Origin of the sequence: Bauldia sp. (assembly GCF_020442045.1) — a bacterium.
Lineage (GTDB): Bacteria > Pseudomonadota > Alphaproteobacteria > Rhizobiales > Kaistiaceae > Bauldia.
The window spans coordinates 24,594-49,672 of the sequence record NZ_JAGRLA010000088.1; the positions used below are offsets into that span (position 1 = coordinate 24,594).

Below are 25,079 nucleotides of genomic sequence, written 5' to 3' on the forward strand. Positions count from 1 at the left end.
GCTATTTTCGGTAGTTACGCAGCCTTTTTCTCAAGCTCGGGTTTCCAGGTGCCCGTCGCCGCGAGGCTGTTCATGTGGGCGCGGTGAAGGAGAGCGCGCTCGGCAGCGGCCACGTTTTCCGGCTTTCCGCCCCAGGCGGCAAGCGCCGCGGCCTGCAAGGCCCGGCCGTAGGAGAAGGTCACGGCCCAGGGCAGCGGCCCCAACTCGTTGATCAGGCTTAGGTGTTCCGTTGCCGCCTCGTCGCTTTGGCCGCCGGAGAGGAAGGCGATGCCCGGGACCGCGGACGGGACGCAGTTCTTGAGCACCCGCACCGTCTTCTCGGCCACTTCCTCGGGGGCGGCCTGCTTGTCGCACTTGTTGCCGGGCACGACCATGTTCGGCTTCAGCACCATGCCTTCGAGGCGCACGCCGGCATAGTAGAGCTCCTGGAACACGGTCTTCAGCGTCCATTCGGTGACCTTGTAGCAGGTGTCGATATCGTGCGTCGCGATCGCGCCGTCCATCAGCACTTCCGGCTCGACGATCGGCACGATGCCGGCTTCCTGGCAGAGCGCGGCGTAGCGCGCCAGAGCATGGGCATTGGCGTTGATGCAGTCGTGGCTCGGGCGATGCGGCCCGATTTCGATCACCGCCCGCCACTTGGCGAAGCGCGCGCCGAGCTCGTAATATTCCTTCAGCCGCTCGCGCAGGCCGTCGAGTCCTTCGGTGATCTTTTCGTCCGGCATCAGCGCCAGCGGCTTGGCGCCGGCGTCGACCTTGATCCCCGGGACCGCCCCGGCGGCCTTGATGATATCGACCAGCGGCGTGCCGTCCGCCGCTTTCTGGCGGATCGTCTCGTCATAGAGGATCACGCCGGAGACGTATTTCTTCATCGCCTCGTCGGTGCGGAAGAGCATCTCGCGGTAGTCGCGGCGGCTGTCCGCGGTGGATTCGAGGTCGATGGTCGCGAAACGCTTGCCGATCGTCCCGGTGCTTTCGTCGGCGGCCAGCAGGCCCTTGCCCTTCGCGACCATCTTCGCGGCGATGTCTTCAAGTGTCTCGGCCATTGTCGTTCCCTCGTTCAAAGCATGCGTTGATACTGGATGAAGCCGGAGCGGGCTGCCACCTTGTCGTCGACGGCGCGAGCCGCATGGTTGTTTCCCGGGTCAGGCAATAGACCCGGTTGGCGCCGGCCTCAAGGGCCTTCTCGGCGACGTTCAGGTCCTGCCGGGCGTGCCGCCGGCGTCCCGCCGCGCCAGGATCAGGCGTTGCGGCGCAGGACCTCGACGCCCGGAAGCGCCTTGCCCTCGAGCCATTCCAGGAAGGCGCCGCCGGCTGTCGAGACCGAGGCAAAGTCGTCGGCGACACCGGCCTTGTGCAGGGCGGCGACGGTCTCGCCGCCACCGGCAACCGAATTCAGGCCCGCCGAATGCGTCCGCTCCGCCGCGTGCCGCGCGACCGCCACGGTCGCGATGTCGAATGGCGCGATCTCGAAGGCGCCGAGCGGGCCGTTCCAGACCAGGGTCCTTGCCTTGTCGATCCAGGCGTTGACGGCGGCGATCGAGCGCGGGCCGATGTCGAGGATCATGCCGTCGGCGGGAACCGCGTCGGCCTCGACGATCCGGTTCGCCGCGTGCTCCTTGAATTCGGTCGCGACCACCACGTCGACCGGCAGGACGATGGCGCAACCGGTCCTGTCGGCCGCCGCCATGATCTTCGTCGCCGTGTCGACGAGGTCCGGTTCGCATAGCGACTTGCCGACGGCGATCCCCTTGGCCAACAGGAAGGTGTTGGCCATGCCGCCGCCGATCACCAGGGCATCGACCTTGGCGGTGAGGTTCTCGAGCACGTCGATCTTGCTCGACACCTTGGCGCCGCCGATGACGGCGACAACGGGCCGCTCGGGATCGGCAAGCGCCGATTCCAGCGCCTCGATTTCCTTCTGCATCGCGCGTCCGGCATAGGCCGGCAGCTTGTGGGCGAGGCCTTCGGTCGAGGCATGGGCGCGGTGCGAGGCCGAGAAGGCGTCGCTGACATAGACGTCGCCGAGCCCGGCAAGGGCCGAAACGAAGTCCGGCTCGTTCTTCTCCTCGCCGGCATGGAAGCGGGTATTCTCGAGGAGCAGGACGTCGCCGTCCTGCATCTTCGCCACCGCCTCCGCCGCGTCCGGTCCGACGCAATCGGTGGCGAAGGCGACCGGGCGGCCGATGACCGAACTCAATACCGGAACGACGACGCCCAGCGACATGTCGGGATTGGGCTTGCCCTTGGGACGGCCGAAATGGGCGAGCAGGATCACCTTCCCGCCGTTGTCGGCGACCTCGGTGATGGTCGGGGCGACGGCACGGATGCGCGTGTCGTCGCTTACCTTGCCATCCGCCATCGGCACGTTGAGATCGACGCGGACGAGAACGCGCTTGCCGGAAAGGTCGGCATCGTCGAGCGTGCGGAAGGCGGTCATGGTCGCTCCGCTCAGCCGAGCTTGCTCATGGCAACGGCCGTGTCGGCCATGCGGTTCGAGAAGCCCCATTCGTTGTCGTACCAGGACACCACCCGGACGAAGGTCCCCTCGATGACCTTGGTCTGGTCGATGGCGAAGATCGAGGAACGGGGGTCGTGATTGAAGTCGCCGGAGACCAGCGGCTCCTCGGTGAAGCCGAGGATGCCGTTGAGCCGGTCGGAGCCGGCGGCTTCCTTGATCGCGGCGCTGACTTCGTCGACCGTCGTCGCGCGGCTTGCGACGAACTTGAAATCGACCAGCGAGACGTTTGGCGTCGGGACGCGGATCGAGCTGCCGTCGAGCTTGCCCTGCAGGCTGGGGATGACGAGGCCGATCGCCTTGGCCGCTCCCGTCGAGGTCGGGATCGAGTTCAGCGCCGCGGCGCGGGCCCGGTAGAGATCCTTGTGGAGCGTGTCGAGGGTCGGCTGGTCGCCGGTATAGGAATGGATCGTCGTCATGAAGCCATGGTCGATGCCGATGGCGTTGTTGAGAACGAATGCCACCGGCGCCAGGCAGTTGGTCGTGCAGGAGGCGTTGGAGACGACGATATCGTCCTTGGTCAGTTCGTCGTCATTGACGCCGTAGACGACGGTGCGGTCGGCTCCGGCCGCGGGGGCCGATACCAGGACTCGCCTGGCGCCGGCCTCGAGATGGGCCGAGGCCTTTTCCTTGGCGGCGAAGATGCCGGTGCACTCCATCGCGATATCGACGTTGAGCTCCTTCCAGGGAAGCTCGGCCGGGTTGCGGATGGCGGTCACCTTGATCGGGCCGCGGCCGGCATCCATCACGTCGCCGTCGACGGTCACGGTATGCGGAAACTTGCCGTGGACCGAATCGTGGCGCAGCAGGTGCGCATTGGTCTCGATCGGCCCGAGGTCGTTGACGCCGACAACCTCGATGTCCTTGCGCCCGGATTCGACAATGGCGCGAAGAACGAGGCGTCCAATGCGCCCGAAACCGTTGATGGCAACCCTGACGGTCATTTTCTTGTCTCCAGTCCTTGATCAGGCAAGTGCGGTGAGCCGGTCGAACACCGCCCCCGCCGCAGCTTCCGCGGTGATACCGAATTTAGCGTAGAGTTCCTTGTAGGGGGCGCTGGCGCCGAAGCTGTCCATGCCGACAAACACGCCATCGTTTCCGATGAAACGGTCCCAGCCCTGCCGGACCGCCGCCTCGATGGCGACATTGACCATCGCCGTGCCGATCGTTTCGGCCTGGTAGTCCTTGCTCTGTTCGCCGAAGAGCTCGAAGCACGGCACCGACACGACGCGGGTCGGGTGGCCCTTTGCCTCGATCAGCCCCTTGGCCGCGAGCGCGATCTCGACTTCCGATCCGCTGGCGAAGATCGACACCTCGGCGTCGCCCTCGGCCGGTGCGATCTCGTAGGCGCCGCGCGCGCAGAGGTTCTCCTCGCCGTATTCGGGGCGAACCGTCGGCAGGCCCTGGCGGGTCAGCGCGAGGAGGCTCGGGGTCGAATTGCGCTGCAGGGCGAGGTGCCAGCATTCGGCGGTCTCGACGACGTCCGCCGGGCGGAAGACGAGGAGGTTCGGTATGGCGCGGAGCGCGGCGAGCTGCTCGACGGGCTGATGGGTCGGTCCATCCTCGCCGAGCCCGATCGAATCGTGGGTCATGACGAAGACGATGCGATTGCCCATCAGCGCGGCGAGGCGGATCGCCGGCCGGGCATAGTCGCTGAAGACCAGAAAGGTGCCGCTATAGGGAATGACGCCACGATGCAGCGCCATGCCGTTCATCGCCGCGGACATGCCGAGCTCGCGGATGCCCCAGTGGATGTAGCGGCCCGAGAAGTTGTCGGGGGTGACCTCGACCAGGCCGGCCGATCGCGTGTTGTTCGACGGCGTCAGGTCGGCGGAGCCGCCGATGGTCTCCGGCACCACGGCGTTGATCACGTCGAGCGCCATCTCGGAGGCCTTGCGGGTCGCGACCTTCGGCCGGTCGGCGCAGAGCTTCTTCTTGTAGCTTGCCATCGCCTCGTCGAGACCGGACGGCAGGTCGCCCCGTATGCGGCGCTCGAACTCGGCGCGCTTCTCGGCATCGATCGCGCCGAGGCGCTTCTCCCAGTCCTTGCGGAGCTGGCTTGCCTTGAGGCCGGCGATCCGCCAGCTGTCGCGGACATCCGCGGGGATTTCGAAAGGCGGGTGATCCCAGCCGAGCGCCTTGCGGGTGCCGGCGATCTCGTCGGCCCCCAGCGGCGAGCCATGCGACGCGGCCGTTCCGGCCTTGATCGGGGCGCCGAAGCCGATCGTCGTCCGGCAGGCGATCATCGTCGGCCTGGTGTTGCGCTGGGCGGCCTCGATCGCGGCGGCGATCTCCTCGGCATTATGCCCGTCGATGCGCATCGCTTCCCAGCCGGCGGCCTCGAAGCGGGCAACCTGGTCGCCGCTCTCGGACAGCGAGGTCGGGCCGTCGATGGTGATGTGGTTGTCGTCGTAGAAGACGATCAGCTTGGAGAGGCGCAGGTGCCCGGCGATCGAAATCGCCTCGTGGCTGATGCCTTCCATCAGGTCGCCGTCGGAGGCGATGACATAGGTCCGGTGGTCGACGATGTCGTCGCCGAACTCCGCCGCCAGCAGCCGCTCCGCGATCGCCATCCCGACCGCATTGCCGAGCCCCTGTCCGAGCGGTCCGGTGGTCGTTTCGACGCCGGTCGTGTGGATATTCTCCGGGTGGCCGGGCGTCTTCGAGCCGAGCTGGCGGAAATTCCTGAGCTCGTCGATGGTCATCTCCTCGACGCCGAGGAGATGGAGGATCGAATAGAGCAGCATCGAGCCGTGGCCCGCCGACAGGACGAAGCGGTCGCGGTCGGGCCAGAAAGGTTCGGTCGGGTCGAACTTGAGGAAACGCGTGAACAGAACCGTGGCGATATCCGCGGCTCCCATCGGCAGGCCGGGGTGCCCGGAATTGGCTTTTTCCACTGCGTCCATCGCGAGCGCGCGGATCGCGTTCGCCATACGCTGGTGTTTGACGAGGTCGGTCATGGTCAGATGTCGATCCGGTGCCGGACGGAAATGGGCGGCGGTCCACCGGCCCGATTGCAAACGATGACATGCCATCGAGGACCGGTGCGGGCGAGGCCGGGGCGACACATAGCAGGTCGATTCAGCGAGTCAATGCGGGGTCGCCGTTTCGCCCGGCGCTATCGGTGGGGACGCTGCTGGCGCAGCCGTTGACGTTTTCTTCGGGTAATGCCTAATCTCTTCGGTGCAATGCATTGGCCGGCCTTCGATTCTCTTCGGCCCGGTATCGAAGGGCTCTCCCCGGCGAGTGCGATGTTCTGCGGCGTATAGGGGTTCCGGAGGACAACCGATGCCCGGTGGGTCAGTTCTCGAGGATGCGCTGCGGCGCGTGGAGGCCGTCCTCGCGCGCGTGGAAGGCGCGGTCGACCGCCGGCTGGACCATGCCGATCGCGTCTCCGATTTCGAGAGCGAATTGCACCGCCTCGGCAACGACCGGTCGCGCCTGGCGCAGGCGCTGGATGCCGCCGAGGCGCGGGCCAGCCGGGTCGAGGAAGCAAACCATGACGTATCGCGCCGGCTCGTCGCCGCGATGGAATCGATCCGCGACGTGCTCGGCCGCAATGGCGGGTGAGACGGCCCGAAAGGATTAGCGCATGGGGCAGGTCAACGTCACGATCAACGGCAGGACATACCGCATGGCCTGCGACGACGGCCAGGAGGACCATCTGACCGGACTCGGTCAGCAGCTCAGCGAGACGATCGAGGAGTTGCGCGGCCAGTTCGGCGAGATCGGCGACCAGCGCCTGACGGTGATGGCCGCCATCACCATGGCCGACCAGCATTCGGAGACGGAAAAGCGCTTGCGTCAGGTCGAGGGCGAGATCGCCGGCCTCGAGGAGGCGCGTGCCGCGCTCGTCGAGCGGCAGGAGCGCGCCGAGGCGGAAATCGCCGAGTCGATCGAGGCGCTTGCCGACCGGCTGGAAGCCGTCGCCAGCCGATTGGACGGAACCGATCCGCTCGAGGGCTCCGACTGAGCGGAGGAGCATCGTGCGGGCGGATCGCCTCTGGCGCGAGGGGGGAGCCGGCTCTATATCTGTGGCCGGCGAGGCTGTGGGGTCCGGCAGGAGAAGCATTCCCCGGGGCCTTATCGATCCTAAAGGGAGCTGTCCCTGTGCGGGCCCGTGGGCTCGCGCATACGGCGCCCACCTACTCTGTAGGTCTCCGGGATTCGATACTCCACCGGCCTTGCGGCCTCGCTTTTCTCCAATCGGCGGGATGGCCCGACCCGACATGCCCGAAATCCCCGCGACGTCGAAGGCGGGCCTCCGCGCCGCGGCGCTGGCGCGTCGCGATGCGCTCGATGACGAGGCGCGGCGGGCGGCCGACGCGGCTATTGCCGAAAGCGCGATGCGGCTCCTCGAGCCGCTGCGCTTCCAATGCCTGTCGGGGTTCCTGCCGATCCGCAGCGAATGCGATCCACGTCCGGTCATGGACGCGGCGCTGGGGCGTGGCGCCGACGTGGCGCTGCCCGCTTTCATTGACCGGGAGACGATGGTGTTCCGGAGCTATTCTCCCGGCGACCCGCTGGTCGCGGCCGGCTTCGGAACCCGCGAGCCGGGCGCGGGCGCCGCGGTCGTTGCGCCGGATGTCATCCTGATGCCGCTCGCGGCCTTCGACCGTTCGGGAACGCGCATCGGCTACGGCAAGGGCCATTACGACCGGGCGATCGCGACGATGAGGAGGGCGGGGCGCGATCCGCTTCTCGTCGGCCTCGCTTTTTCGGTTCAGGAGGTTGACCGGATACCCGCGGAGCCGCATGACGTGAGGCTCGACCGGCTGGTGACCGACCGGGGCGTGTTCGATTTCCGTGGCGACCAATCCTGAGGCGGCATGCGACTCCTTTTTCTCGGCGATATCGTTGGGCGCAGCGGGCGGAACGCCGTCGTCGAGACGCTTCCCGCCCTGATCGAGGAGCGGCGGCTCGATTTCGTCGTCGTCAATGGCGAGAACGCCGCGGGCGGCTTCGGCATCACCGAGGACATCCACGCCGCCATCCTCGATGCCGGGGCGGATGTCGTCACCACCGGCAACCATGCCTTCGACCAGCGCGAGGCGCTTGTCTTTGCCGAACGGCAGGACCGCTTCCTGCGTCCGACCAACTTCCCGGCCGGCACGCCCGGCAAGGGCTCCGGGCTGTTCACCGCGAGGAACGGCGCGCGGGTGCTGGTCATCAACGTGATGGGACGGGTCTTCATGGACGCGCTCGACGATCCCTTCGCGGCGATCGACCGCGAGCTCGCCGCCTGTCCGCTCGGCGAGCAGGCCGACGCGCTCGTCATCGATTTCCATGCCGAGGCGTCGAGCGAGAAGCAGGCGGCGGCCTTTCATGTCGACGGCCGGGCGACGCTGCTGGTCGGCACCCACACCCACGTACCGACCTCGGACTATCGCGTGCTCGCGGGCGGCACCGCCTATCAGACCGATGTCGGGATGTGCGGCGACTATGATTCCGTCATCGGCATGGACAAGGAGGAGCCCTTGCGGCGCTTCCTGACCAAGGTGCCGGGCGAGCGCTTTTCCGCCGCACGGGGCGAGGCGACTCTCGCCGGTCTCGCGGTCGAGGTCGACGACAATACCGGGCTCGCGACCGGGGTCGCCCCGTTCCGGCAGGGCGGCGTGCTCGCGGAGACGATCCCGTCTTTCTGGGTCGATTGACCAGGCGGCGGAATCGTCCCCGGCGACCGGTAGCGCTGTAAGATGGCTGCATCGGGCGCGATTCGAATGAAGCCTCCAGTCCTGCTCCTTCACGGCGCGTGCAGCCAGCCGGCCCATATGCGGGCGTGGGAAGCCTATTTCGCGTCCGCCGGCCACCAGTGTCTCGCGCCGGCCCTGCCGGGCCATGCGCCCGACGACACGGCGGCGCTCGCCCGCCTCGGGATGAAGGATTACCTCGCCGCCGTCGTCGCGGCGCGGAACGCGTTCGACCGGCCGCCGATCGTGATTGGCCATTCGCTCGGCGGTCTTCTCGCGCAACAGCTCGCCACGAGGACGGCTTGCGCCGCGATCATATTGGTCGCGTCGTTGCCGCCCGGACGCTTGCCGGTCACCGCCGTGGCCCTCCCGCATTTCCTGCCGCTCGCGCCGCTGGTCCTGCTCGGACGGCCGATACGTCCGACCCGGATCGGCCTGGAGATGCTGACCCTGCACGATCTGGCGGTGGCCGAGCGCGAGGAGATCCTCCCCGATTTCGTTCATGAATCGGGCCGTGTCTATCGGTCCCTGGTCTTCGGTCTGGCGCGGGTCGACGCGCGGGCGGTGCGCTGTCCGGTCCTGGTGCTGCACGGCAGGTCGGACCGCCTGGTCCCGCTTTCGGTCGGACGGACGCTCGCAAGGCGCTACGACGCGGAACTGATCACAGTCCCTGGTCAAGGCCACTGGCTGATAGCGGGGTCGCTTCTCGAAATCGCCGCCGCGCCGGTTCTCGACTGGATCGACGGGCTCGGCTAGCCGCAAAAGTCGGCGCGCCCGGCCTTCCTTTCCACCGGTCCCGGACGTATAACGCGCGGCAAATCAACCACACCCAGGGGACTCCCGCCTTGTTCAGGTGCGGTGTCCCGTTCGCATATTCCCGGAGCAGCCCATGGCCGGCCATTCGCAATTCAAGAATATCATGCACAAGAAGGGCGCCGCCGACGCGAAGCGCTCCAAGGTCTTCTCCAAGCTCGCGCGCGAGATCACGGTGGCGGCAAAGCTCGGCTCGCCCGATCCGGGGATGAATCCGCGGCTGCGCCTCGCCATCCAGAATGCGCGTGCCGAGAACATGCCGAAGGACAATATCGAGCGCGCCATCAAGAAGGCGTCCGGCGGCGACTCGGAGAATTACGAGGAGATCCGCTACGAGGGCTATGGGCCGGGTGGCGTCGCGGTGGTCGTCGAGGCGCTGACCGACAACCGCAACCGCACGGCCAGTGCCGTCCGCTCCTGTTTCACCAAATACGGCGGCGCGCTTGGCGAGACCGGTTCGGTCTCCTTCATGTTCGATCGCGCCGGACAGATTTCCTACAAGCCCGAGGTCGGCTCGGCGGATGAGGTGCTCGAGGCGGCGATCAATGCCGGCGCGGACGATGTGCAGAGCGACGCGGACGGCCACGTCATCACCTGCTCGTTCACCGATCTCGGCGATGTCGCCAAGGCGCTCGAGGAGACGCTTGGCGAGGCCGAGACGGTGAAGGCGGTCTGGGTGCCGCAGACGACGACCGAGCTCGACGAGGAAAAGGCGGGCACCATGATGAAGCTGGTCGCCGCGCTCGACGACGACGACGACGTCCAGACGGTCTATTCCAACTTCGAGGTCTCGGACGAGGTCATGGAGCGCCTGACCGCGGCGTGAGGCCGGGTCCGTGGCGCCGACCGGTGCCGGCGTTCTCGCGATCGTCGGCTGGTTCGCGGTCGTCGGCCAGTATTTCGCGACCGATGTCGAAGGCTTCGCCGGCACGGTCAACTACTTCAGCTATTTCACGATCCTCAGCAATATCCTGGTCGCCGCGACGCTGACAGCGGCGGCGCTGGCGCCCGATTCGCGGGTCGGCCGTTTCCTCTTGCGGCCGCCGGTCGCCATGGCGACCATGGTCTACATCACCGTGACCGCGCTCACCTATTACGTCATGCTGGCGAGCCTCTATCGTCTCGAGGGCTGGGCCCGGCATTTCGACCACATCCTGCATTACGCAATGCCGCCGGCCTTCCTTTTGTTCTGGCTCGTGGCGGTGCCGAAGGGCGGCCTGCGTTTCGGCGCCATCGTCTGGGTGCTGGTCCCGCCCTTCGTCTACGGCGCATGGACGCTGCTGCACGGGGCGTTGTCGGGTTTCTGGCCGTATCCCTTCGTCGACGCGGCGAAGATCGGCTACCTGGATTTTTTCCGCAACGTCGCGATCTTCGGCGTCTTCTTCGCCGTGGTCGCGACATTCTATATCCTGATCGATCGATTGCTCGGTCGGCACGGGTGGTCACGATCCGCCTGAGACCTGCCTATCCGAGCAAGCCATCGAAGACGGGCATGCTGGTCAGCACGGCGAGCGCGATCACGGCATAGGCGAAGGGGCGGTAGGCGGCGCCGGCGGTCCTGCGGAAGACGAGCGCACCGATGCCGAGGGCGATCGCATAGACGGGCGCCAGCAACAGGAAGAGGTCGATGACCTCGCTCGAATAAAGGCCGTTCCAGAGATAGGCGGCGAACGACGAAAGGCTGATCACGGCGAAGAAACAGAAGAGGTTCGCCCGGATCACCGTGGTCTTGTCGGGCCCGCCGATCCAGTAGGCGACGACCGGCGGGCCGGAGACCTGGCCGATGCCGCCGAGGAAGCCGGCGGCGGCGCCGACGCCGAGCGAGGGGAGCGGCTGCGGCTCGCCCGGGTAGCGCCAGCCCGACATCAGCAGGATGAGGAGCGCGAGGACGATGGCCGATATCGCCCAGCGCAGGATCAGCGGGTCGCCGTGGGCGAGGGCATGGGCGCCGAGGGGCGTGGTGAGGATCGCGGCGATCGCCGCCGGCAGCACCGTCCGCCAGCGGACCTCGCGAAAGGCGGCGACGACCAGCGGGATGCCGAGGATGAAATCGGTGATCAGAAGCACCGGCGCGGCAAGCTGGGGCGAGAAGGCGGCGCTTGCCAAGGGCATGAAAATCAACGCGGAACCGAAACCGGTGAAGCCGCGGACGAAGGCCGCGACGAAGGTTGCGGCGATGGCGACCAGATGGGCGGAATCGAGGGGCATGGGAGGCCGGCAGGTGGTGTCGATGACCGGCAGGTCGTGCCAGATTATTGCCTCCGCGTCGACCATGGGCGGGCCGCGGGCGGGCGATGGGCGGGGCATGGGATGATCATAGACACCGGCAGGACCACGCGGGACGCGGCCGGGCGCCTCAGGGACGCCGGCGTCTCGACGGTGTTTCGCTACTATGCGCGGCGGACCCGGCTGCCGGAGAAGCGGCTGACGCGTCCCGAGGCGGAGGCGCTGATTTCCGCCGGCATCGCGATCGGCGCCGTCTTCCAGAATGCCGGCGACAGCGGCGATTGCTTCTCGGCAGCCCTCGGGGAAGCCGACGGGGCTTGTGCCCGCGACTATGCGACAGCCGAGATCGGCCAGCCGGCGGGGTCGGCGATCTACTTCGCGGTCGACTATGACGCGAGCGACGCCGACATCGCGGCGCGTATCCTTCCCCATTTCGAGGCCGTGCGGCGTGAGATTGCCGGGGCCGGCAATCGCCCCGGCTACCGGCTCGGGGCCTACGGCACCGGACGGGTCTGCGAAGCGCTCCATAAAGCCGGACTTGCCGACCTGACATGGCTGTCGAACAAACCCGGCGACGTCGCCTTCGACGCCTGGACGCTCCGTCAGGACCCGCCCGACAGCCTTTGCGGACTGCCGGTCGACCGCAGCCACCCAGGCGAAGGCATCGCCGACTTCGGCGCCTTTGCACGGCTGGACGTGCCGATCGCCGGACCCGGCTAGGCGGACGGGGCGCCGGCGGCCTTGGCGTCCGGGCCTCTTCGGGGGTACCGGTTGGATCTGATGAACGCGCCGATTCGCATCCTCGGGGTCGATCCCGGTCTCCGCCGCACCGGCTGGGGGGTCGTCACCATGCGCGGCAACGAGCTCGGCTTCGTCGCCTCGGGGACGATCAAGGCGCCGCTCGACGGCGAGCTGGCGGGCCGGCTGCTGGCGCTCCATGCCGGACTCTCGGAGGTGGTCAGCGCCCATGCCCCGGACGAGGCGGCGGTCGAGCAGACCTTCGTCAACCGCGACGGCTCGGCGACGCTGAAGCTCGGCCAGGCGCGGGGCATCGCGCTGCTGGTGCCCGCCCAGGCCGGCCTCGCCGTCGCCGAATACGCGCCCAACGCGGTGAAGAAGACGATCGTCGGCGCCGGTCATGCCGAGAAGGGACAGATCCGGGCGATGGTGCGGGTGCTCCTTCCCCGCGCCACATTCGACAGCGACGACGCGGCGGATGCGCTCGCCATCGCCATCTGCCACGCCCATCACCGCACCGCCCGCGTCCTCGCCGGAGTATCGTGAGCCATGTCGGGGCGCGCGCCCGCCAACCCGTGCTAGCGAGACGTCATGATCGGCAAGCTCAAGGGCATCATCGATTCCTACGGCGAGGACTGGGTGATCGTCGACGTCGGCGGCGTCGGCTATCAGGTCCATTGCTCGGCGCGCACCCTCCAGACCCTGCCGCAGCCGGGCGAGGCGGCGACGCTGTCGATCGAGACCTATGTCCGCGAGGACATGATCCGGCTGTTCGGCTTCGCCAGCGACGTCGAGCGCGAATGGTTCCGCCTGCTCCAGACCGTGCAGGGCGTCGGGGCGCGGGTGGCGCTCGGGGTGCTCGGGACGATGACTCCGGGTGATCTCGCCACGGCCATCGCGCTCCAGGACAAGGCGCAGGTGGCGCGGGCGCCGGGCGTCGGCAAGAAGGTCGCCGAACGCATCGTCGCCGAGCTGCGTGACAAGGCGCCGGCCTATGCCAGCGCCGACCCGGCGGTGATCCATCTCCAGTCCGATATTGCCGACAGGCGCGCGCCGCAGCCGGTTGCCGACGCGGTCTCGGCGCTGGTCAATCTCGGCTATGCCCAGGTCCAGGCAAGCGCGGCGATCGCGGCGGCCGCCCGCGCCGCCGGCGATGATGCCGACACAGCGGAACTCATCCGCCTCGGCCTCAAGGAACTGGCGCGGTGAGTCTATCCCCGAGCGCAGTCGACGCAGAGCGTCGCGGCCGGGTCGATCCCGAGCCGCGCCGCGGCAATGTCCTCGCCGCAGCGCAGGCATTCGCCGTAGCTGCCGTCGTCGATCCGGGCGAGTGCCGCGTCGATGCGCGCCATCTCCGTCGCCCGGCGCTGCTCCGCCGCAAGCGCCATGGCCTGGCCCTGCATCGCGTCCATCCGCGACAGGCGGCCGACGCTCTGCTGGTCGAGGGTCACCGTCCGCCGGCTTTCGGCGCTCTGTTCGCGGAGGTCTTCAAGCTCGGCACGGGCGGCGAGCAGGATTTCGCGGGCGTGGTCGAGGTCCATCGTCGCGAGCATAGGCGGGTCGCGTCCCATGGTCGATGACCAGGGCGCGCCCGGGCAGGATTCACCACCGGGGACGGGTCAAGGGACGGCCCGGAGAACCTCGCCGGGCATCAGAGCCTTGTTCACCATGCTGGTCTTCGCGGCCCTCGGGCCGGCGATCGGCGGGCTGGTGGTCATCGCCACGCTGGTGTTCCTCGGCTTCAACGTCACCACCCATGATGCGAGCGTGTGGTTTCTTTCCGCGACGATCTGGGGCCTGTGGCTCGCCTATCCGATCGGCGCCTTTCCGGCACTGCTGGTCGGCGGGATATTCGCGGTGGTTGACTATGACCGCCAGCGCAGCACCCTGCTGGCGGCCGCGTTCGTCGGTCTGATGGCCGGCGTGGTATGGGTGCTTTCGATGGGGCACAGTCCGGGCGATTCCCTGATGAGCAATGCGATCGTTGCCGGCAGCGGCATCGCGACCGTCTGCTGCTGGTGGCTCCGCCGACGGCGTGCGTCATGACGGGACCTGGTCACATGGCGCGAACACCGTGGCGCTTCGGCTGGATGCAGCGACAGCCGTATTATCCGTTGGCGATCGGCGTGTTCGGCGTGTTGGGGCCGGTCGCTGCGCTGTTTGTGTTCTTTTTCGCAATGCCGCGCGTTCTGGTCTATCTTACCCTTCCCTGGCCGTTAGCGGTCCAGACGTGGGCGATCGCTTTGGTCAGCGCCTACAAGCTCGGCATCCTGCCGGCATTGATCATCGCGGTCGTGATTGAAACCCTCCGGGCAATCGGCCTTCGGCCGGTCTGGCTTGTGATCGTTGCCGCCGCTGTCGGCGCCGCCGTCACCCTGGCCTGGCATTCCGCGCAGATTGCCGCTTCCGAGGAACCGGGATTCACGATGATCATGACGGTGGTGGGTGCCGTGCCCGCCGTCATCTGTGCAATCGTATTGCTGTTGACCATTCGATGGACGGATGCCGCGACATGAGCCGCATGGTCTCTCCCGATCTGCGCGACGACGACGCTCCGGACGCGACGCTGCGGCCGCAGCTTCTCGCCGACTTCGTCGGCCAGCCGCAGGCCTGCGCCAATCTCAAGGTGTTCATCGAGGCGGCGCGCTCGCGCGGCGAGGCGCTCGACCATGTCCTCTTCGTCGGACCGCCCGGCCTCGGCAAGACGACGCTTGCCCAGATCGTCGCCCGCGAACTCGGCGTCAATTTCCGCGCCACCTCCGGTCCCGTCATCGCCAAGGCCGGCGACCTCGCGGCGCTGCTCACCAATCTCGAGCCGCGCGACGTCCTGTTCATCGACGAGATCCATCGTCTCTCGCCGGCGGTCGAGGAAATCCTCTACCCGGCGCTGGAGGATTTCCAGCTCGACCTGATCATCGGCGAGGGGCCGGCGGCGCGCTCGGTCAAGATCGAGCTCGCGCCCTTCACGCTCGTCGGCGCGACCACCCGGCAGGGGCTGCTGACCACGCCGCTCCGCGACCGTTTCGGGATTCCGATCCGGCTCAACTTCTATTCGGTCGCCGAGCTCGAGCACATCGTCACGCGCGGCGCGCGCATCCTCGGCATGCCGCTGACCGAGGACGGCGCGACCGAGATCGCCCGCCGCTCGCGGGGCACGCCGCGCATCGCCTCGCGGCTCCTCCGCCGGGTCCGCGACTTCGCCATGGCCGACGGGGTCGAGGCGGTCGACGCCAAGGTCGCCGACCGGGCGCTGCAGCGGCTCGAGGTCGATTCCCTCGGTTTCGACGCGCTCGATCGCCGCTACATGGACCTGATCGCGATGAGCTTCGGCGGCGGGCCGGTCGGGATCGAGACCATCGCCGCGGCGCTCTCCGAACCGCGCGACGCGATCGAGGAGATCGTCGAGCCCTTCCTGATCCAGCAGGGCTTCGTCCAGCGGACGCCGCGCGGCCGGCTGCTGACCACGGGCGCCTTCCGTCACCTCGGCCTCGAAGCGCCGGCCAACCCGGCGGCGCAATTTGGCCTGTTCGGCGATGGAACGGATGGCGATAGCTAGTTATACGCGTTTTGCAGATTGCGTATAACGCCGTTGTCGCAGCAACGGCTGTATGTTATACGCATTCCGCAGGTTGCGTATAACGATGGAGCCTCCGGTGCCGGCCCCCGCCCTCGTCCTTCAGACGACCTACGCCGAATTGCTGGAACGCTGTGCCTCAGCGGCCTTCTCCGACGATTTTCCCGAGGATGGCGCTTTCATCAAGAAAACGGTGCGGGGCCGCATCTACTGGTATTTCCAGCTTCCGTCGTCCGAAGGCCGATCGCAGCGGTATGTCGGCCCGGAAACGCCGGAATTGCTCGAACGTATCGCTCGCCACAGGGAAGCGCGGGATGACGAGCGGGAACGTCGTTCCCTGATCTCGACGCTTGTCCGCTCCTTCGGCATGTCCCGCCCGCCGCCGGAACTGGCAAACGTCGTTGCCGGGTTGGCAAAAGCCGGCGTATTCCGGCTCCGTGGCGTCCTTGTCGGGACCGTCGCCTACCAGACCTATTCGACAATGCTCGGCGTGAAGCTGCCAGATCAAGCCGCGCGAACAGGTGACATCGACATTGCGCAGTTCACGAATGTTTCGGTCGCGGTCGAGGACGAAACGCCACCAATGCTCGAAATCCTGAAGGAGATTGAACCGACGTTTCAACCTGTTCCAAATCTCCATGCAGGAAGGATCGTCAGCTACCAAGCCAAGGGCGGCCTGCGAGTCGATTTCCTCACACCGAACGAGGGTCCCGATACCGATATCCCGGAGCCGTTGCCGTCATTCCATACGGATGCCCTGCCACTTCGATTCCTCGACTACCTCATCCATGATCCGGAGCCTGCTGTTCTCTTGCATGATGCAGGTGTGTACGTGCTCGTCCCCGCGCCGCAACGGTATGCCCTTCACAAGCTCATTGTTTCGCGCCGTCGTGCTGTCGGGGCAGCGAAGCAGGATAAGGACATCCACCAAGCGGAAACCCTGCTCAACGTGCTCGCCACGACCCGCCCCCGTGATCTGGCGGCAGCATGGACAGAGGCTGTCGAGCGGGGCAGGACCTGGCGATTGCTTGTGACAGAAGGCCTGGGACAGATCGAGGCCGATACGAGAGATCGTGTTCTCATCGCGGTCCGCGGCCTGCGCAACCTCCTCCCCGGGATCGGTCTGTCATTTCGCGCGCCGATGCCACGATATGATTTCGATCGCGACGTTGTCGCCTTCAAAGGAGAGACCGCCGGAGGCGCTGTCCTGTGCGAGATTACCGGCGAGGCGCTGGAGGATCATTTCGGATCTGCTGGCACCGAGAAACAGGCGCGTCTTGACGCCTTCCTCAAGAACCGCTCAACCATCGAGGCGCTGGCACGCGCGAAATACCTCGATCGGCCGATCGAAGAACCCGGACATATCCTGATAGGATCACTGGAAATCGAGCAGTCCGGGAAGGATGTCCAGCTCCGCTCCAGCTGGGCGACACCGGGAGACAACAGGGCCGCACCGTGACCGACCTCGATCCGAAATGGCCCGATCTCGCCGGCCGCCTCATCCCCGGCGGTCACCTGCTGCCGGTCAGGATCTATTTCGAGGACACAGACTTCTCCGGCGTCGTCTATCACGGCAGCTACATCCGCTTCATGGAGCGCGGGCGCTCGGACTTCGTCCGGCTGATCGGCGTCGGCCATACCGGGCTCGGCCAGGGCGACCATGGCGAGCCGCTGGTCTTCGCGGTCCGGCGGATCAACATCGATTTCCTCAAGCCGGCCCGGATCGACGACCTGCTGGAGGTCCGCACGACCGTCAGGGGGATGGGCGGGGCGCGGCTGGAGCTTCGCCAGACCATCGATCGCGACGGCCAGCCGCTGGTCGAGGCGGATGTCACCATCGTCCTGATCAACCGCGAGGGCAGGGCCCGGCGCATACCGGATTCGGTGCGCGCGGTGTTCGAGGGGGCGGCCGGGGAATAACCCTTCGTTAACTGTAACAAGTCTAGAAATGCCAAGGGTTTGCGAGGGTGGATCGGCGTCCGGCGGCCCTCGTTTTGACAAAATTCACGGCGAGACACCGGACCCCGAGCAAACGCCCGGCCCGATGGCTTGAAGAGCCCGGACGCGATTCGACTGCGGCATGCGGCGATTTGCCTTCGCCGTTCCGCCTGTGCCGCAGGAATTCATGGTCCGAAAGGTAACGTGTTCATGCCGATTGATGGGGTGACGGAGGCGGTTCTTGTCTCGCCCGCTGGCGATATCTCCCTGGTGTCGCTGTTCCTCCAGGCGCATATCGTCGTCAAGCTGGTCATCATCGGCCTGATCCTCGCCTCGGTATGGTGCTGGGCGATCATCGTCGACAAGTCGATCCTCTATTCGCGCGCCCGGCGTCAGATGGACCGGTTCGAGAAGGTCTTCTGGTCGGGGCAGTCGCTCGAGGAGCTCTATCGCTCGCTGAGCGGGCGGACGCCGTCGGGCATGGCATCGATTTTCGTCGCGGCGATGCGCGAATGGAAACGCAGCTTCGAGGCCGGAGCCCGTTCGCCGATCGGCCTCCAGACCCGGATCGAGAAGGTCATCGACGTGACCATCGTCCGCGAGACGGCGCGGCTCGAAAGGCGGCTGCTGTTCCTGGCGACGGTCGGTTCGGCCGGGCCCTTCGTCGGCCTGTTCGGCACCGTCTGGGGCATCATGTCGAGCTTCCAGGCGATCTCGGCCTCGAAGAATACCTCGCTCGCGGTCGTCGCTCCCGGCATCGCCGAGGCGCTGCTGGCGACGGCGCTCGGCCTTCTTGCCGCCATACCGGCAGTGATTGCTTACAACAAGCTGTCGAATGACGCGGGCAGGATCGGCGAGCGGCTGGAAGGCTTCGCCGACGAATTCTCCGCCATTCTGTCGCGACAGGTCGACGAAAGGGCTTGAGCCAATGGCCATGGCAACGGGATCGGGAGGCAGCATGCGCGGCCGGCGCCGCCGCCGCCACGCCCGGCCGATGAGCGAGATCAACGTCACGCCCTTCGTCGACGTGATGCTGGTGCTGCTGATCGTCTTCATGGTCACCGCGCCGCTGCTTTCCGCCGGCGTGCCGATCGACCTGCCGAAGGCGCCGGCAAGCCCGCTGGCGCTGGAAAAGGAGCCGCTGACGGTCACCATCGATCCCGAGGCGCGGATCTTCGTCGGCGAGGAGGAGGTCACGATCGACGAGCTCGTGCCGCGCCTGACGGCGCTCGCCCCCAACGGACTCGACGAGCGCATCTATGTCCGCGGCGACCGGACCGCGAGCTACGGCACGATCATGAAGGTGATGGGCACGATGAACGGCGCCGGCTTCAAGCGGATCGGGCTGGTCGCGCTGAAGGACCCGGACGGCTGATCGCGCCATGCGGACCGGGCTCGCCGTTTCGGCCGTCTTCCACCTGGTCCTGATCGGCTGGGGGCTCATCTCGCTGAGCGCCTTCGAGCCGCTCGACGCCAGCGATTTCGAGGCGCTGCCGATCGAATTCGTCGAGATCGACGAGGAAAGCAGCACGCCGCTCGGCATCAGGGATGCCGAGGTCGCCGAGGACCCGGCGCCCAACGATCCGACCGACCAGGTCGCCGAGATAGCCCAGCCGGCGCCCGAGCCGCCGGCCGAGGACCCGGTCAAGCCGACCCCGCCGCCGCCGCCGCCCTCGCCGGACCCGGAGCCCGTGCCGGACCAGGCCGACCCCAACCAGGCGCTTCAGGACGCCGAGCCGCTGCCCGACCCGACCGAGGCGGACGCGGCCCCCGAACTCGATCCCGCGGCCGAGGAGACGCCCAAGCCGGAAAACGTCCTCGACGCGCCGAAGGAGGTCGCCGTCGCGACGCCGCTGCCGCGCGTGCGGCCGCCGCACCAGGCGCCGCCCTCGGAGGCCAGGGAACGCTCCGACGACATCGCGGCGCTGCTCGACACCACCAAGCCGAGCTCGGCCCCGGCGGAGTCGGACCGGCAGGCGGCGATCGGCGCGGTCACCGGCTCGCCCTTCAAGCAGCTCAGCGTCAGCGAGATCGATGCGCTCCGGGCAAAGCTCGCCGCCTGCTGGGACATCCCGCCGACGCGGGTCGATCCGGCCGAATTGCGCGTCAAGGTGAAGGTGTTCCTCAGTCAGGGCGGGACGCTGCTGCGCACGCCGGAAGTCGTCGAATACAAGCCGACCCAGATCGGGCAGGTCGCCGCCGAGAGCGCGCTGCGCGCCGTGCAGCGCTGCGCGCCCTTCAATCTTCCGGTCGAGAAATACGACAGCTGGAAAGAGATCATCATGACGTTCGATCCGAGGGAGATGTTCGGTGGTTGACCTGGTTCGCGGGGGGAAGCGGGCGGTGCGCGCCGTCCGGCGCGACACTGCGTGGCTCGCGGTGGTTCGCGGCCTCGTCGTGCTTCTCGCCCTGGCGCTGCCGGCGCGCGCCCAGCTCGAGCTCGACGTCACCCGCGGCAACATCCAGCCGGTGCCGATCGCGATTCCGGCCTTCCTGTCGCTCGCCGGGAACCCGCAGCTCGGGCCGGCGATCGCCGAAGTCGTCACCTCGGATCTCCAGCGCTCCGGTCTCTTCCTGCCGCTCGACCCGTCCGCCTTCGTCGAACGTTCGGCGTCGGCCGATGCGGTGCCGAATTTCGCCAACTGGCGGCTCGCCAATGCCCAGGCCCTGGTGATCGGCGGCGTCGAGCAGCTCGCCGACGGGCGGCTGCGAACCGAGTTCCGGCTGTGGGACGTCTTCGGCGGCGACCAGGTCGCGGGCCAGCAATTCTTCACCAGTCCCGAGAACTGGCGGCGCGTCGCGCATATCATCGCCGACGCCATCTACGAGCGGCTGACCGGCGAGCGCGGCTATTTCGATACGCGGATCGTCTTCGTCGACGAGAGCGGCCCCAAGGACAACCGGACCAAGCGGCTGGCGATCATGGACCAGGACGGTGCCAATATCCGCTACCTGACCGGCGGCAGCGACCTCGTGCTGACGCCACGCTTCAGCCCGTCGACGCAGGAAATCACCTACATGTCCTATGACGGCGGCACGCCGCGCGTCTATCTGCTCAACATCGAGAGCGGCCAGCGCGAACTGGTCGGCGACTTCCCGGGCATGACCTTCGCGCCGCGGTTCTCGCCGGACGGCCAGCAGGTGATCATGAGCCTGCAGCAGGACGGCAACGCCAATATCTACACCATGGACCTGCGCACCCGCCGGACCACGCGGCTGACCGACGACGCGGCCATCGACACCAGCCCGTCCTACTCGCCGGACGGCTCGAAGATCGTCTTCGAATCCGATCGCGGCGGGTCGCAGCAGCTCTATGTGATGGAGGCCAACGGTGCCAATCCGCAGCGCATCACCTTCGGCGAGGGCACATATTCGACGCCGGTCTGGTCGCCGCGCGGCGACTATATCGCCTTCACCCGCCGCCGCGCCGGACAGTTCGGGATCGGCCTCATCCGGCCCGACGGCAGCGGCGAGCGCATGCTCACCGAAGGGTTCCATAACGAGGGTCCGACCTGGGCGCCCAACGGGCGGGTCCTGATGTTCTTCAGGGACACGCCGGGAGGCAATGGCGGGCCGCAGCTCTGGACCATCGACGTCAGCGGCTACAACGAATTCCGCGTGCCGACACCGGGCTTCGCGTCCGACCCCGCCTGGTCGCCCTTGATCAACTGATCGCGCGGCTCTAGGTTCCGGTCGCGGGCGAGGGGCACCGGACGACGCGACTTTCGAGCGTCGCGGCGGCGCGGACGGCGACATGACGGGCGCGACCCTTGACGTTTGATTAACCAAGTCGCTGAACCTGTGCTTAACCACATGCCGGTTAGATGGCCGGTATGGTAGACGGGGACTTAAAGAGAATGCCGCAAGTTTCGCGCTTGGGCCGGATGGCCCTTATCGTCGGGGTAGCCCTGGTTCTTGCGGCCTGTTCGGGACAGAAGAACCTGACCGGCGCGGACCTCAGCATCACCGGTGCCGCGGCGACCCCCGGGAGCCCCCAGGACTTCGTCGTCACGGTGGGCGATCGCGTCTTCTTCCAGACCGACTCCGTCGAATTCACGCCGCAAGCCGTTTCCACCCTGAACCGCCAGGTCCAGTGGCTCAACCAGTATCCGCGCTACACCTTCGTCATAGAAGGTCATGCGGACGAGCGGGGAACGCGCGAATACAACATCGCGCTGGGCGCGCGGCGCGCGACAGCGGTCCGCGACTATCTCGTCGCGCGCGGCATCGCCGCCAACCGCATGCGGACGATCTCCTACGGCAAGGAGCGGCCGGTAGCGGTGTGCAACGACATCTCCTGCTGGTCGCAGAACCGGCGCGCCGTCATCGTCCTCAACAACGCCGGCGTCTGACGGTGGGCTGACCGCCCCGGCCGGGCCCGCGTGGAGCGGGTCCTGCCTGCCGGGCGCCGCGCGGCGCCCAAATTTGGCCGAACTCGCCCTGCCAATCTGCCGCTTCGCAGCGGGCGAATTCAGCCGGCTTTCTGGCGACGGGCCGGGGTCGAGGGGATGCTAGAGCAAGTGAAGACCAGACCAGGTATCGTATTGTTGACCGCGCTGCTCGTCGCGGGCGGCCCGCTTTCGCCGATCGCCGTCGATGCCGCGTGGCGCCCTTTCGCGAAGAAGCAGGGAACCGAGGAGGCCCGGCCCGCCGGCGATCCCACCACGGTTGCCCAGGCCGACGTCAGCGAGCGGCTGAACCGGGCCGAGGCCCGGATCCGCGAGCTGACCGGCCAGGTCCAGGAGCTCGACTACAAGCTTCGCCAGATCGAGCAGGAGCTCGGCATCAAGCCAGGCGAGGGCGCCGTCATGGCGGCGCCGGACGCGGAGACGGGTGCCGTGCCGGTCGAGCCGGAGCCGTCCGGCCGCCTGGTGATCGATGCGCCGGTGGCCGCCGACCAGCCGATCGACCTGACCGCGCCGGGCGCCGCGCCGCGCGCGGCCGAGGGCGACGGGCGCGCCAAGACCCAGGTCGTGTCGCTCGGCGATCCGCGCGCCGACTATGAGCGAGCCTATTCCAGCATCCTGTCGGGCGACTACGAGCTCGCGGAGGCGGCCTTCCGGAATTTCCTCGCAACCTATCCCGCCGACGATCGCGCGCCCGACGCGCAATACTGGCTTGGCGAGAGCCTGTTCGCGCGAGGCCAGTACAGCGAAGCGGCGGACGCATTCCTCGCCGGCTACAAGGCCTATCCGACCAGCGCCAAGGCGGCCGACACGCTGCTCAAGCTGGGATTGGCGCTTGCCGGACTTGGCGAACGCGAGGCGGCCTGTTCGACCTATACGGAGGTGCTGAGGAAGTTCCCCAATTCGTCGAATGCGCTCCGCCAGCGGGTCGAGAGCGAACAATCCGTTGCGGGCTGCTGAGCAGTCCCAACCGCTGACAGCCGACGAGGCCGAGGTCCTTCTCGCGCCGATTGCCGGCACGGATATCATCGCGCTGGCGGTTTCCGGCGGCGCCGATTCCCTCGCCCTCCTCGACGTGGTCGATCGCTGGCGGCGCGGGCCGAACCGGCCGATGGCGGTCGTGCTCACCGTCGACCATCGCCTGAGGCCGGGGTCCGATCGCGAAGCCGCCGGTGTCGCGGCCACCGCCGAGGCGCGGGGCATGCCGGCCCGCCATCTGAGCGTTTGCGACCTTCCGCCCGACAGCGACGAGGCGGCGGCGCGCGACGCCCGCTATCGATTGCTGGTCGGGGCCGCAAGAAAGGAGGGGGCGTCTCATCTCCTGCTTGCCCATCATCGGGACGACCAGGCCGAGACCTTCCTGATCCGGCTGCAACGGGGCTCGGGAATCTTCGGCCTGGCGGCGATGCGTCCCCTTGTCGAAACCGATGGCCTGACGCTCTTCAGGCCTTTCCTCGGCATTCCGCGATCACGGCTGGCCGCGACGACGGCGGTGGCGGGGCTCGTCCCGGTCGACGATCCGATGAATCGCGATCCGCGCTTCGTCCGCGCGCGCATCCGAAAGGACATGCCGCGCCTGGCCGCCGCTGGCCTGGGCCCGGCCGAGCTGGCATCCGTGGCGGCCTGCTTCGCTTCCGCTGCCGATGCGATCGAGGCCGCGGCGGACAGCTTCATTGCCGACCGCGTCACGGTGGACGACCTCGGCACCGTCCGGATGCCGCTTGCGCCCTTCGCGGCCGGATCCGAGGCAGTACGCCAGCGCTTGCTGGTCCGGGCGCTGCTCGCCGTCGGCGGCGAGGCCTATCCGCCGCGTTCCGGGCGGCTGGAGGCGCTGGATCGCGCGATCGAAGGATTCTCCGCCGGACGCTTCAAGCGGACGCTTGCCGGGGCGGTGATCGAGATCAGGGGCGATGCCATCCTCGTCTATCGCGAGACGGGCCGGGACGGCCTGCCGGAAATCGTCGTCGCCGGCGGCTTCAAGGGCGCGTGGGACGGGCGGTTCAGGATCGAGGTCGATTCGGGAGCGCCCGCCGATCTCGTCCTCGGCGCGCTTGGCGAGGACGGCCGGCTGGCGATCGGGGCGCGGCGGCCTTCGATTCCGGCCGCCGCGCTCGCGGTCCAGCCGGCATTCCGCAGGCATGGCGCGCTGTTGCTCGCGCCGACGCTCGGTTTCGCCGCCGAGACCGCCAAAGGGCTGGCCGCCCGGGTCGATCAGACCGTCAGCGCGAGCCTCGCCAGGCCGCGCCGATTCCCGATCTATGACGAATTGTGACCAATGGCTGTTCACTCTGCCGTAATTTCAGCATGATAGAGAAACAGTCTCCTGTTGGATTTCCGCCATTCGGCACCTATCTTAGCGCCTGAGAAACGGGCCTGCGCGGGTGCCGGGCCGCCGAGGGACGAGAATGAACGCCAATTTCCGTAATTTCGCGTTGTGGGTGATCATCGGATTGGTGCTCATCGCCCTGTTCAACCTGTTCCAGAATTCGAGCCAGCGAACGGCGGGCCAGGACATCTCCTACTCGCAATTCCTCTCCGACGTGGATCAGGGCCGGGTGCGCAACGTCGTCATCTCCGGCCAGCAGATCGCCGGTGTCTATACCGATGGCGGCGCCTTCCAGACCTTCGCTCCGGAGGATCCGGAGCTGGTGAAGCGGCTCGAGGACCGCGGCGTCGCGATCAGTGCCAAGCCGCCGGTCGAGGCCGGGCAGTCCTTCATCGGCATGCTCGTCTCCTGGCTGCCGATGTTCCTGATCCTCGCCGTGTGGATATTCTTCATGCGCCAGATGCAGGGGTCGGGCGGCAAGGCGCTGGGATTCGGCAAGTCGAAGGCCAAGCTGCTGACCGAGGCGCATGGCCGCGTCACCTTCGAGGACGTCGCCGGCGTCGACGAGGCGAAGGAAGACCTGCAGGAAATCGTCGAGTTCCTGCGCGACCCGCAGAAATTCCAGCGGCTCGGTGGCCGTATTCCGCGTGGCGTGCTGCTCGTCGGCCCGCCCGGTACCGGCAAGACGCTGCTCGCCCGCGCCATCGCCGGCGAGGCCAATGTTCCGTTCTTCACCATCTCCGGCTCGGACTTCGTCGAGATGTTCGTCGGTGTCGGCGCGAGCCGCGTCCGTGACATGTTCGAGCAGGCCAAGAAGAATGCGCCCTGCATCATCTTCATCGACGAGATC

29 protein-coding genes and 1 other RNA gene are annotated in these 25,079 nt (G+C 67.5%); 24 read left to right on the forward strand and 6 right to left on the reverse strand.

The features are described from left to right. Positions 1 to 14: 14 nt before the first annotated feature. From KDJ86_RS10140 to tkt, 4 genes are all read right to left on the reverse strand, one after another. Positions 15 to 1,046: a class I fructose-bisphosphate aldolase gene (locus KDJ86_RS10140; RefSeq protein WP_291745206.1), complete on the reverse strand. Its 1,032-nt coding sequence runs from the start codon at positions 1,044 to 1,046 to the stop codon at positions 15 to 17. A 194-nt stretch (positions 1,047 to 1,240) separates the two neighbouring features. After that, complete coding sequence (locus tag KDJ86_RS10145; protein WP_291745208.1) at positions 1,241 to 2,440, reverse strand: phosphoglycerate kinase; 1,200 nt, start codon at positions 2,438 to 2,440, stop codon at positions 1,241 to 1,243. 11 nt (positions 2,441 to 2,451) lie between these two features. After that, on the reverse strand, positions 2,452 to 3,462 hold the full coding sequence (gene gap / locus KDJ86_RS10150; protein ID WP_291745210.1) for a type I glyceraldehyde-3-phosphate dehydrogenase: 1,011 nt from the start codon (positions 3,460 to 3,462) through the stop codon (positions 2,452 to 2,454). A gap of 21 nt (positions 3,463 to 3,483) precedes the next feature. Further along, positions 3,484 to 5,478, reverse strand: a complete 1,995-nt coding sequence (tkt, locus tag KDJ86_RS10155; protein ID WP_291745212.1) for a transketolase — start codon at positions 5,476 to 5,478, stop codon at positions 3,484 to 3,486. Between the two features lie 328 nt (positions 5,479 to 5,806). Between tkt and KDJ86_RS10160 the strand changes: the two genes are divergently transcribed. The 8 genes from KDJ86_RS10160 (at position 5,807) to KDJ86_RS10190 (ending at position 10,478) form a co-directional block, all read left to right on the forward strand. Continuing rightward, positions 5,807 to 6,088, forward strand: a complete 282-nt coding sequence (locus KDJ86_RS10160) for a DUF4164 domain-containing protein (RefSeq protein ID WP_291745214.1) — start codon at positions 5,807 to 5,809, stop codon at positions 6,086 to 6,088. Between the two features lie 22 nt (positions 6,089 to 6,110). Next, on the forward strand, positions 6,111 to 6,491 hold the full coding sequence (locus KDJ86_RS10165; protein WP_291745216.1) for a cell division protein ZapA: 381 nt from the start codon (positions 6,111 to 6,113) through the stop codon (positions 6,489 to 6,491). 68 nt (positions 6,492 to 6,559) lie between these two features. Continuing rightward, positions 6,560 to 6,715, forward strand: a non-coding RNA gene (gene ssrS / locus KDJ86_RS20635) — 6S RNA. Between the two features lie 32 nt (positions 6,716 to 6,747). Continuing rightward, the gene (locus KDJ86_RS10170) at positions 6,748 to 7,341 is read left to right on the forward strand and encodes a 5-formyltetrahydrofolate cyclo-ligase (RefSeq protein WP_291745218.1); all 594 of its coding nucleotides are present in this window, start codon (positions 6,748 to 6,750) and stop codon (positions 7,339 to 7,341) included. Positions 7,342 to 7,347: 6 nt separating this feature from the next. Further along, positions 7,348 to 8,172, forward strand: coding sequence for a TIGR00282 family metallophosphoesterase (locus tag KDJ86_RS10175; RefSeq protein WP_291745220.1), 825 nt, complete (start codon positions 7,348 to 7,350; stop codon positions 8,170 to 8,172). A 66-nt stretch (positions 8,173 to 8,238) separates the two neighbouring features. Then, positions 8,239 to 8,964, forward strand: coding sequence for an alpha/beta hydrolase (locus KDJ86_RS10180; RefSeq protein WP_291745222.1), 726 nt, complete (start codon positions 8,239 to 8,241; stop codon positions 8,962 to 8,964). A gap of 133 nt (positions 8,965 to 9,097) precedes the next feature. After that, complete coding sequence (locus tag KDJ86_RS10185; protein ID WP_291745224.1) at positions 9,098 to 9,847, forward strand: YebC/PmpR family DNA-binding transcriptional regulator; 750 nt, start codon at positions 9,098 to 9,100, stop codon at positions 9,845 to 9,847. A 10-nt stretch (positions 9,848 to 9,857) separates the two neighbouring features. Further along, positions 9,858 to 10,478 (forward strand): Pr6Pr family membrane protein, encoded by a 621-nt coding sequence (locus tag KDJ86_RS10190; RefSeq protein ID WP_291745226.1) that lies wholly within the window; start codon positions 9,858 to 9,860, stop codon positions 10,476 to 10,478. Between the two features lie 7 nt (positions 10,479 to 10,485). Here KDJ86_RS10190 and KDJ86_RS10195 read toward each other — a convergent pair whose 3' ends face one another. Beyond that, positions 10,486 to 11,328 carry a sulfite exporter TauE/SafE family protein gene (locus KDJ86_RS10195; RefSeq protein WP_291745228.1) on the reverse strand — a complete coding sequence of 281 codons (843 nt, stop codon included), beginning with the start codon at positions 11,326 to 11,328 and terminating at the stop codon, positions 10,486 to 10,488. Positions 11,329 to 11,331: 3 nt separating this feature from the next. On the opposite strand from KDJ86_RS10195, the gene KDJ86_RS10200 reads away from it, so the two are divergent. The 3 genes from KDJ86_RS10200 to ruvA are packed head-to-tail and all read left to right on the forward strand — an operon-like array spanning position 11,332 to position 13,194. Then, the gene (locus KDJ86_RS10200) at positions 11,332 to 11,967 is read left to right on the forward strand and encodes a DUF1906 domain-containing protein (RefSeq protein ID WP_291745230.1); all 636 of its coding nucleotides are present in this window, start codon (positions 11,332 to 11,334) and stop codon (positions 11,965 to 11,967) included. 60 nt (positions 11,968 to 12,027) lie between these two features. Continuing rightward, a complete protein-coding gene (gene ruvC / locus KDJ86_RS10205) occupies positions 12,028 to 12,531 on the forward strand; it encodes a crossover junction endodeoxyribonuclease RuvC (protein WP_291745232.1) in 504 nt (167 codons plus the stop codon). Between the two features lie 45 nt (positions 12,532 to 12,576). Further along, positions 12,577 to 13,194 carry a Holliday junction branch migration protein RuvA gene (ruvA, locus tag KDJ86_RS10210; RefSeq protein WP_291745234.1) on the forward strand — a complete coding sequence of 206 codons (618 nt, stop codon included), beginning with the start codon at positions 12,577 to 12,579 and terminating at the stop codon, positions 13,192 to 13,194. A gap of 2 nt (positions 13,195 to 13,196) precedes the next feature. On the opposite strand, the gene KDJ86_RS10215 is transcribed toward ruvA, so the two are convergent. Beyond that, complete coding sequence (locus KDJ86_RS10215) at positions 13,197 to 13,538, reverse strand: TraR/DksA family transcriptional regulator (protein WP_291745238.1); 342 nt, start codon at positions 13,536 to 13,538, stop codon at positions 13,197 to 13,199. 106 nt (positions 13,539 to 13,644) lie between these two features. Here KDJ86_RS10215 and KDJ86_RS10220 point away from each other — a divergent pair, with 106 nt between their 5' ends. The 13 genes from KDJ86_RS10220 to KDJ86_RS10280 form a co-directional block, all read left to right on the forward strand. Beyond that, the gene (locus tag KDJ86_RS10220) at positions 13,645 to 14,031 is read left to right on the forward strand and encodes a hypothetical protein (protein ID WP_291745240.1); all 387 of its coding nucleotides are present in this window, start codon (positions 13,645 to 13,647) and stop codon (positions 14,029 to 14,031) included. A gap of 14 nt (positions 14,032 to 14,045) precedes the next feature. Then, a complete protein-coding gene (locus KDJ86_RS10225) occupies positions 14,046 to 14,501 on the forward strand; it encodes a hypothetical protein (protein ID WP_291745242.1) in 456 nt (151 codons plus the stop codon). Then, positions 14,480 to 15,541, forward strand: coding sequence for a Holliday junction branch migration DNA helicase RuvB (gene ruvB, locus KDJ86_RS10230; protein WP_291745244.1), 1,062 nt, complete (start codon positions 14,480 to 14,482; stop codon positions 15,539 to 15,541). Before KDJ86_RS10225 ends, ruvB begins: the two co-directional genes overlap by 22 nt. A gap of 97 nt (positions 15,542 to 15,638) precedes the next feature. Then, on the forward strand, positions 15,639 to 17,018 hold the full coding sequence (locus KDJ86_RS10235) for a GSU2403 family nucleotidyltransferase fold protein (protein WP_291745246.1): 1,380 nt from the start codon (positions 15,639 to 15,641) through the stop codon (positions 17,016 to 17,018). Further along, on the forward strand, positions 17,015 to 17,479 hold the full coding sequence (locus tag KDJ86_RS10240) for a YbgC/FadM family acyl-CoA thioesterase (RefSeq protein WP_291745248.1): 465 nt from the start codon (positions 17,015 to 17,017) through the stop codon (positions 17,477 to 17,479). The genes KDJ86_RS10235 and KDJ86_RS10240 overlap by 4 nt, the downstream gene beginning before the upstream one ends. Positions 17,480 to 17,707: 228 nt before the next feature. Next, positions 17,708 to 18,421, forward strand: a complete 714-nt coding sequence (gene tolQ / locus KDJ86_RS10245) for a protein TolQ (RefSeq protein WP_291745250.1) — start codon at positions 17,708 to 17,710, stop codon at positions 18,419 to 18,421. A gap of 4 nt (positions 18,422 to 18,425) precedes the next feature. Beyond that, a complete protein-coding gene (locus KDJ86_RS10250; RefSeq protein WP_291745252.1) occupies positions 18,426 to 18,872 on the forward strand; it encodes an ExbD/TolR family protein in 447 nt (148 codons plus the stop codon). 7 nt (positions 18,873 to 18,879) lie between these two features. Next, positions 18,880 to 19,815, forward strand: a complete 936-nt coding sequence (tolA, locus tag KDJ86_RS10255; RefSeq protein ID WP_291745254.1) for a cell envelope integrity protein TolA — start codon at positions 18,880 to 18,882, stop codon at positions 19,813 to 19,815. Positions 19,816 to 19,840: 25 nt separating this feature from the next. After that, positions 19,841 to 21,169: a Tol-Pal system beta propeller repeat protein TolB gene (gene tolB, locus KDJ86_RS10260; RefSeq protein WP_521085278.1), complete on the forward strand. Its 1,329-nt coding sequence runs from the start codon at positions 19,841 to 19,843 to the stop codon at positions 21,167 to 21,169. Between the two features lie 185 nt (positions 21,170 to 21,354). After that, a complete protein-coding gene (gene pal, locus KDJ86_RS10265) occupies positions 21,355 to 21,849 on the forward strand; it encodes a peptidoglycan-associated lipoprotein Pal (protein ID WP_291745256.1) in 495 nt (164 codons plus the stop codon). Between the two features lie 168 nt (positions 21,850 to 22,017). Continuing rightward, complete coding sequence (gene ybgF, locus KDJ86_RS10270; protein WP_291745258.1) at positions 22,018 to 22,863, forward strand: tol-pal system protein YbgF; 846 nt, start codon at positions 22,018 to 22,020, stop codon at positions 22,861 to 22,863. Continuing rightward, positions 22,850 to 24,175: a tRNA lysidine(34) synthetase TilS gene (gene tilS / locus KDJ86_RS10275; protein ID WP_291745261.1), complete on the forward strand. Its 1,326-nt coding sequence runs from the start codon at positions 22,850 to 22,852 to the stop codon at positions 24,173 to 24,175. Before ybgF ends, tilS begins: the two co-directional genes overlap by 14 nt. Positions 24,176 to 24,308: 133 nt before the next feature. Further along, positions 24,309 to 25,079 (forward strand): ATP-dependent metallopeptidase FtsH/Yme1/Tma family protein (locus KDJ86_RS10280; protein WP_291745263.1); only part of this gene is annotated, 771 nt, incomplete at its 3' end.

Coding starts and splice junctions, on each gene's coding strand:
- KDJ86_RS10180 (WP_291745222.1), top strand. CDS start 8,239: ATGAAGCCTCCAGTCCTGCTCCTTCACGGCGCGTGCAGCCAGCCGGCC.
- KDJ86_RS10175 (WP_291745220.1), top strand. CDS start 7,348: ATGCGACTCCTTTTTCTCGGCGATATCGTTGGGCGCAGCGGGCGGAAC.
- KDJ86_RS10185 (WP_291745224.1), top strand. CDS start 9,098: ATGGCCGGCCATTCGCAATTCAAGAATATCATGCACAAGAAGGGCGCC.
- KDJ86_RS10215 (WP_291745238.1), bottom strand. CDS start 13,538: ATGCTCGCGACGATGGACCTCGACCACGCCCGCGAAATCCTGCTCGCC.
- tolA (WP_291745254.1), top strand. CDS start 18,880: ATGCGGACCGGGCTCGCCGTTTCGGCCGTCTTCCACCTGGTCCTGATC.
- tkt (WP_291745212.1), bottom strand. CDS start 5,478: ATGACCGACCTCGTCAAACACCAGCGTATGGCGAACGCGATCCGCGCG.
- KDJ86_RS10250 (WP_291745252.1), top strand. CDS start 18,426: ATGGCCATGGCAACGGGATCGGGAGGCAGCATGCGCGGCCGGCGCCGC.
- KDJ86_RS10145 (WP_291745208.1), bottom strand. CDS start 2,440: ATGACCGCCTTCCGCACGCTCGACGATGCCGACCTTTCCGGCAAGCGC.
- KDJ86_RS10200 (WP_291745230.1), top strand. CDS start 11,332: ATGATCATAGACACCGGCAGGACCACGCGGGACGCGGCCGGGCGCCTC.
- tolQ (WP_291745250.1), top strand. CDS start 17,708: ATGCCGATTGATGGGGTGACGGAGGCGGTTCTTGTCTCGCCCGCTGGC.
- pal (WP_291745256.1), top strand. CDS start 21,355: ATGCCGCAAGTTTCGCGCTTGGGCCGGATGGCCCTTATCGTCGGGGTA.
- KDJ86_RS10170 (WP_291745218.1), top strand. CDS start 6,748: ATGCCCGAAATCCCCGCGACGTCGAAGGCGGGCCTCCGCGCCGCGGCG.
- ruvC (WP_291745232.1), top strand. CDS start 12,028: ATGAACGCGCCGATTCGCATCCTCGGGGTCGATCCCGGTCTCCGCCGC.
- gap (WP_291745210.1), bottom strand. CDS start 3,462: ATGACCGTCAGGGTTGCCATCAACGGTTTCGGGCGCATTGGACGCCTC.
- KDJ86_RS10160 (WP_291745214.1), top strand. CDS start 5,807: ATGCCCGGTGGGTCAGTTCTCGAGGATGCGCTGCGGCGCGTGGAGGCC.
- ruvB (WP_291745244.1), top strand. CDS start 14,480: ATGGACGGATGCCGCGACATGAGCCGCATGGTCTCTCCCGATCTGCGC.
- KDJ86_RS10195 (WP_291745228.1), bottom strand. CDS start 11,328: ATGCCCCGCCCATCGCCCGCCCGCGGCCCGCCCATGGTCGACGCGGAG.
- KDJ86_RS10140 (WP_291745206.1), bottom strand. CDS start 1,046: ATGGCCGAGACACTTGAAGACATCGCCGCGAAGATGGTCGCGAAGGGC.
- ruvA (WP_291745234.1), top strand. CDS start 12,577: ATGATCGGCAAGCTCAAGGGCATCATCGATTCCTACGGCGAGGACTGG.
- KDJ86_RS10225 (WP_291745242.1), top strand. CDS start 14,046: ATGGCGCGAACACCGTGGCGCTTCGGCTGGATGCAGCGACAGCCGTAT.
- KDJ86_RS10165 (WP_291745216.1), top strand. CDS start 6,111: ATGGGGCAGGTCAACGTCACGATCAACGGCAGGACATACCGCATGGCC.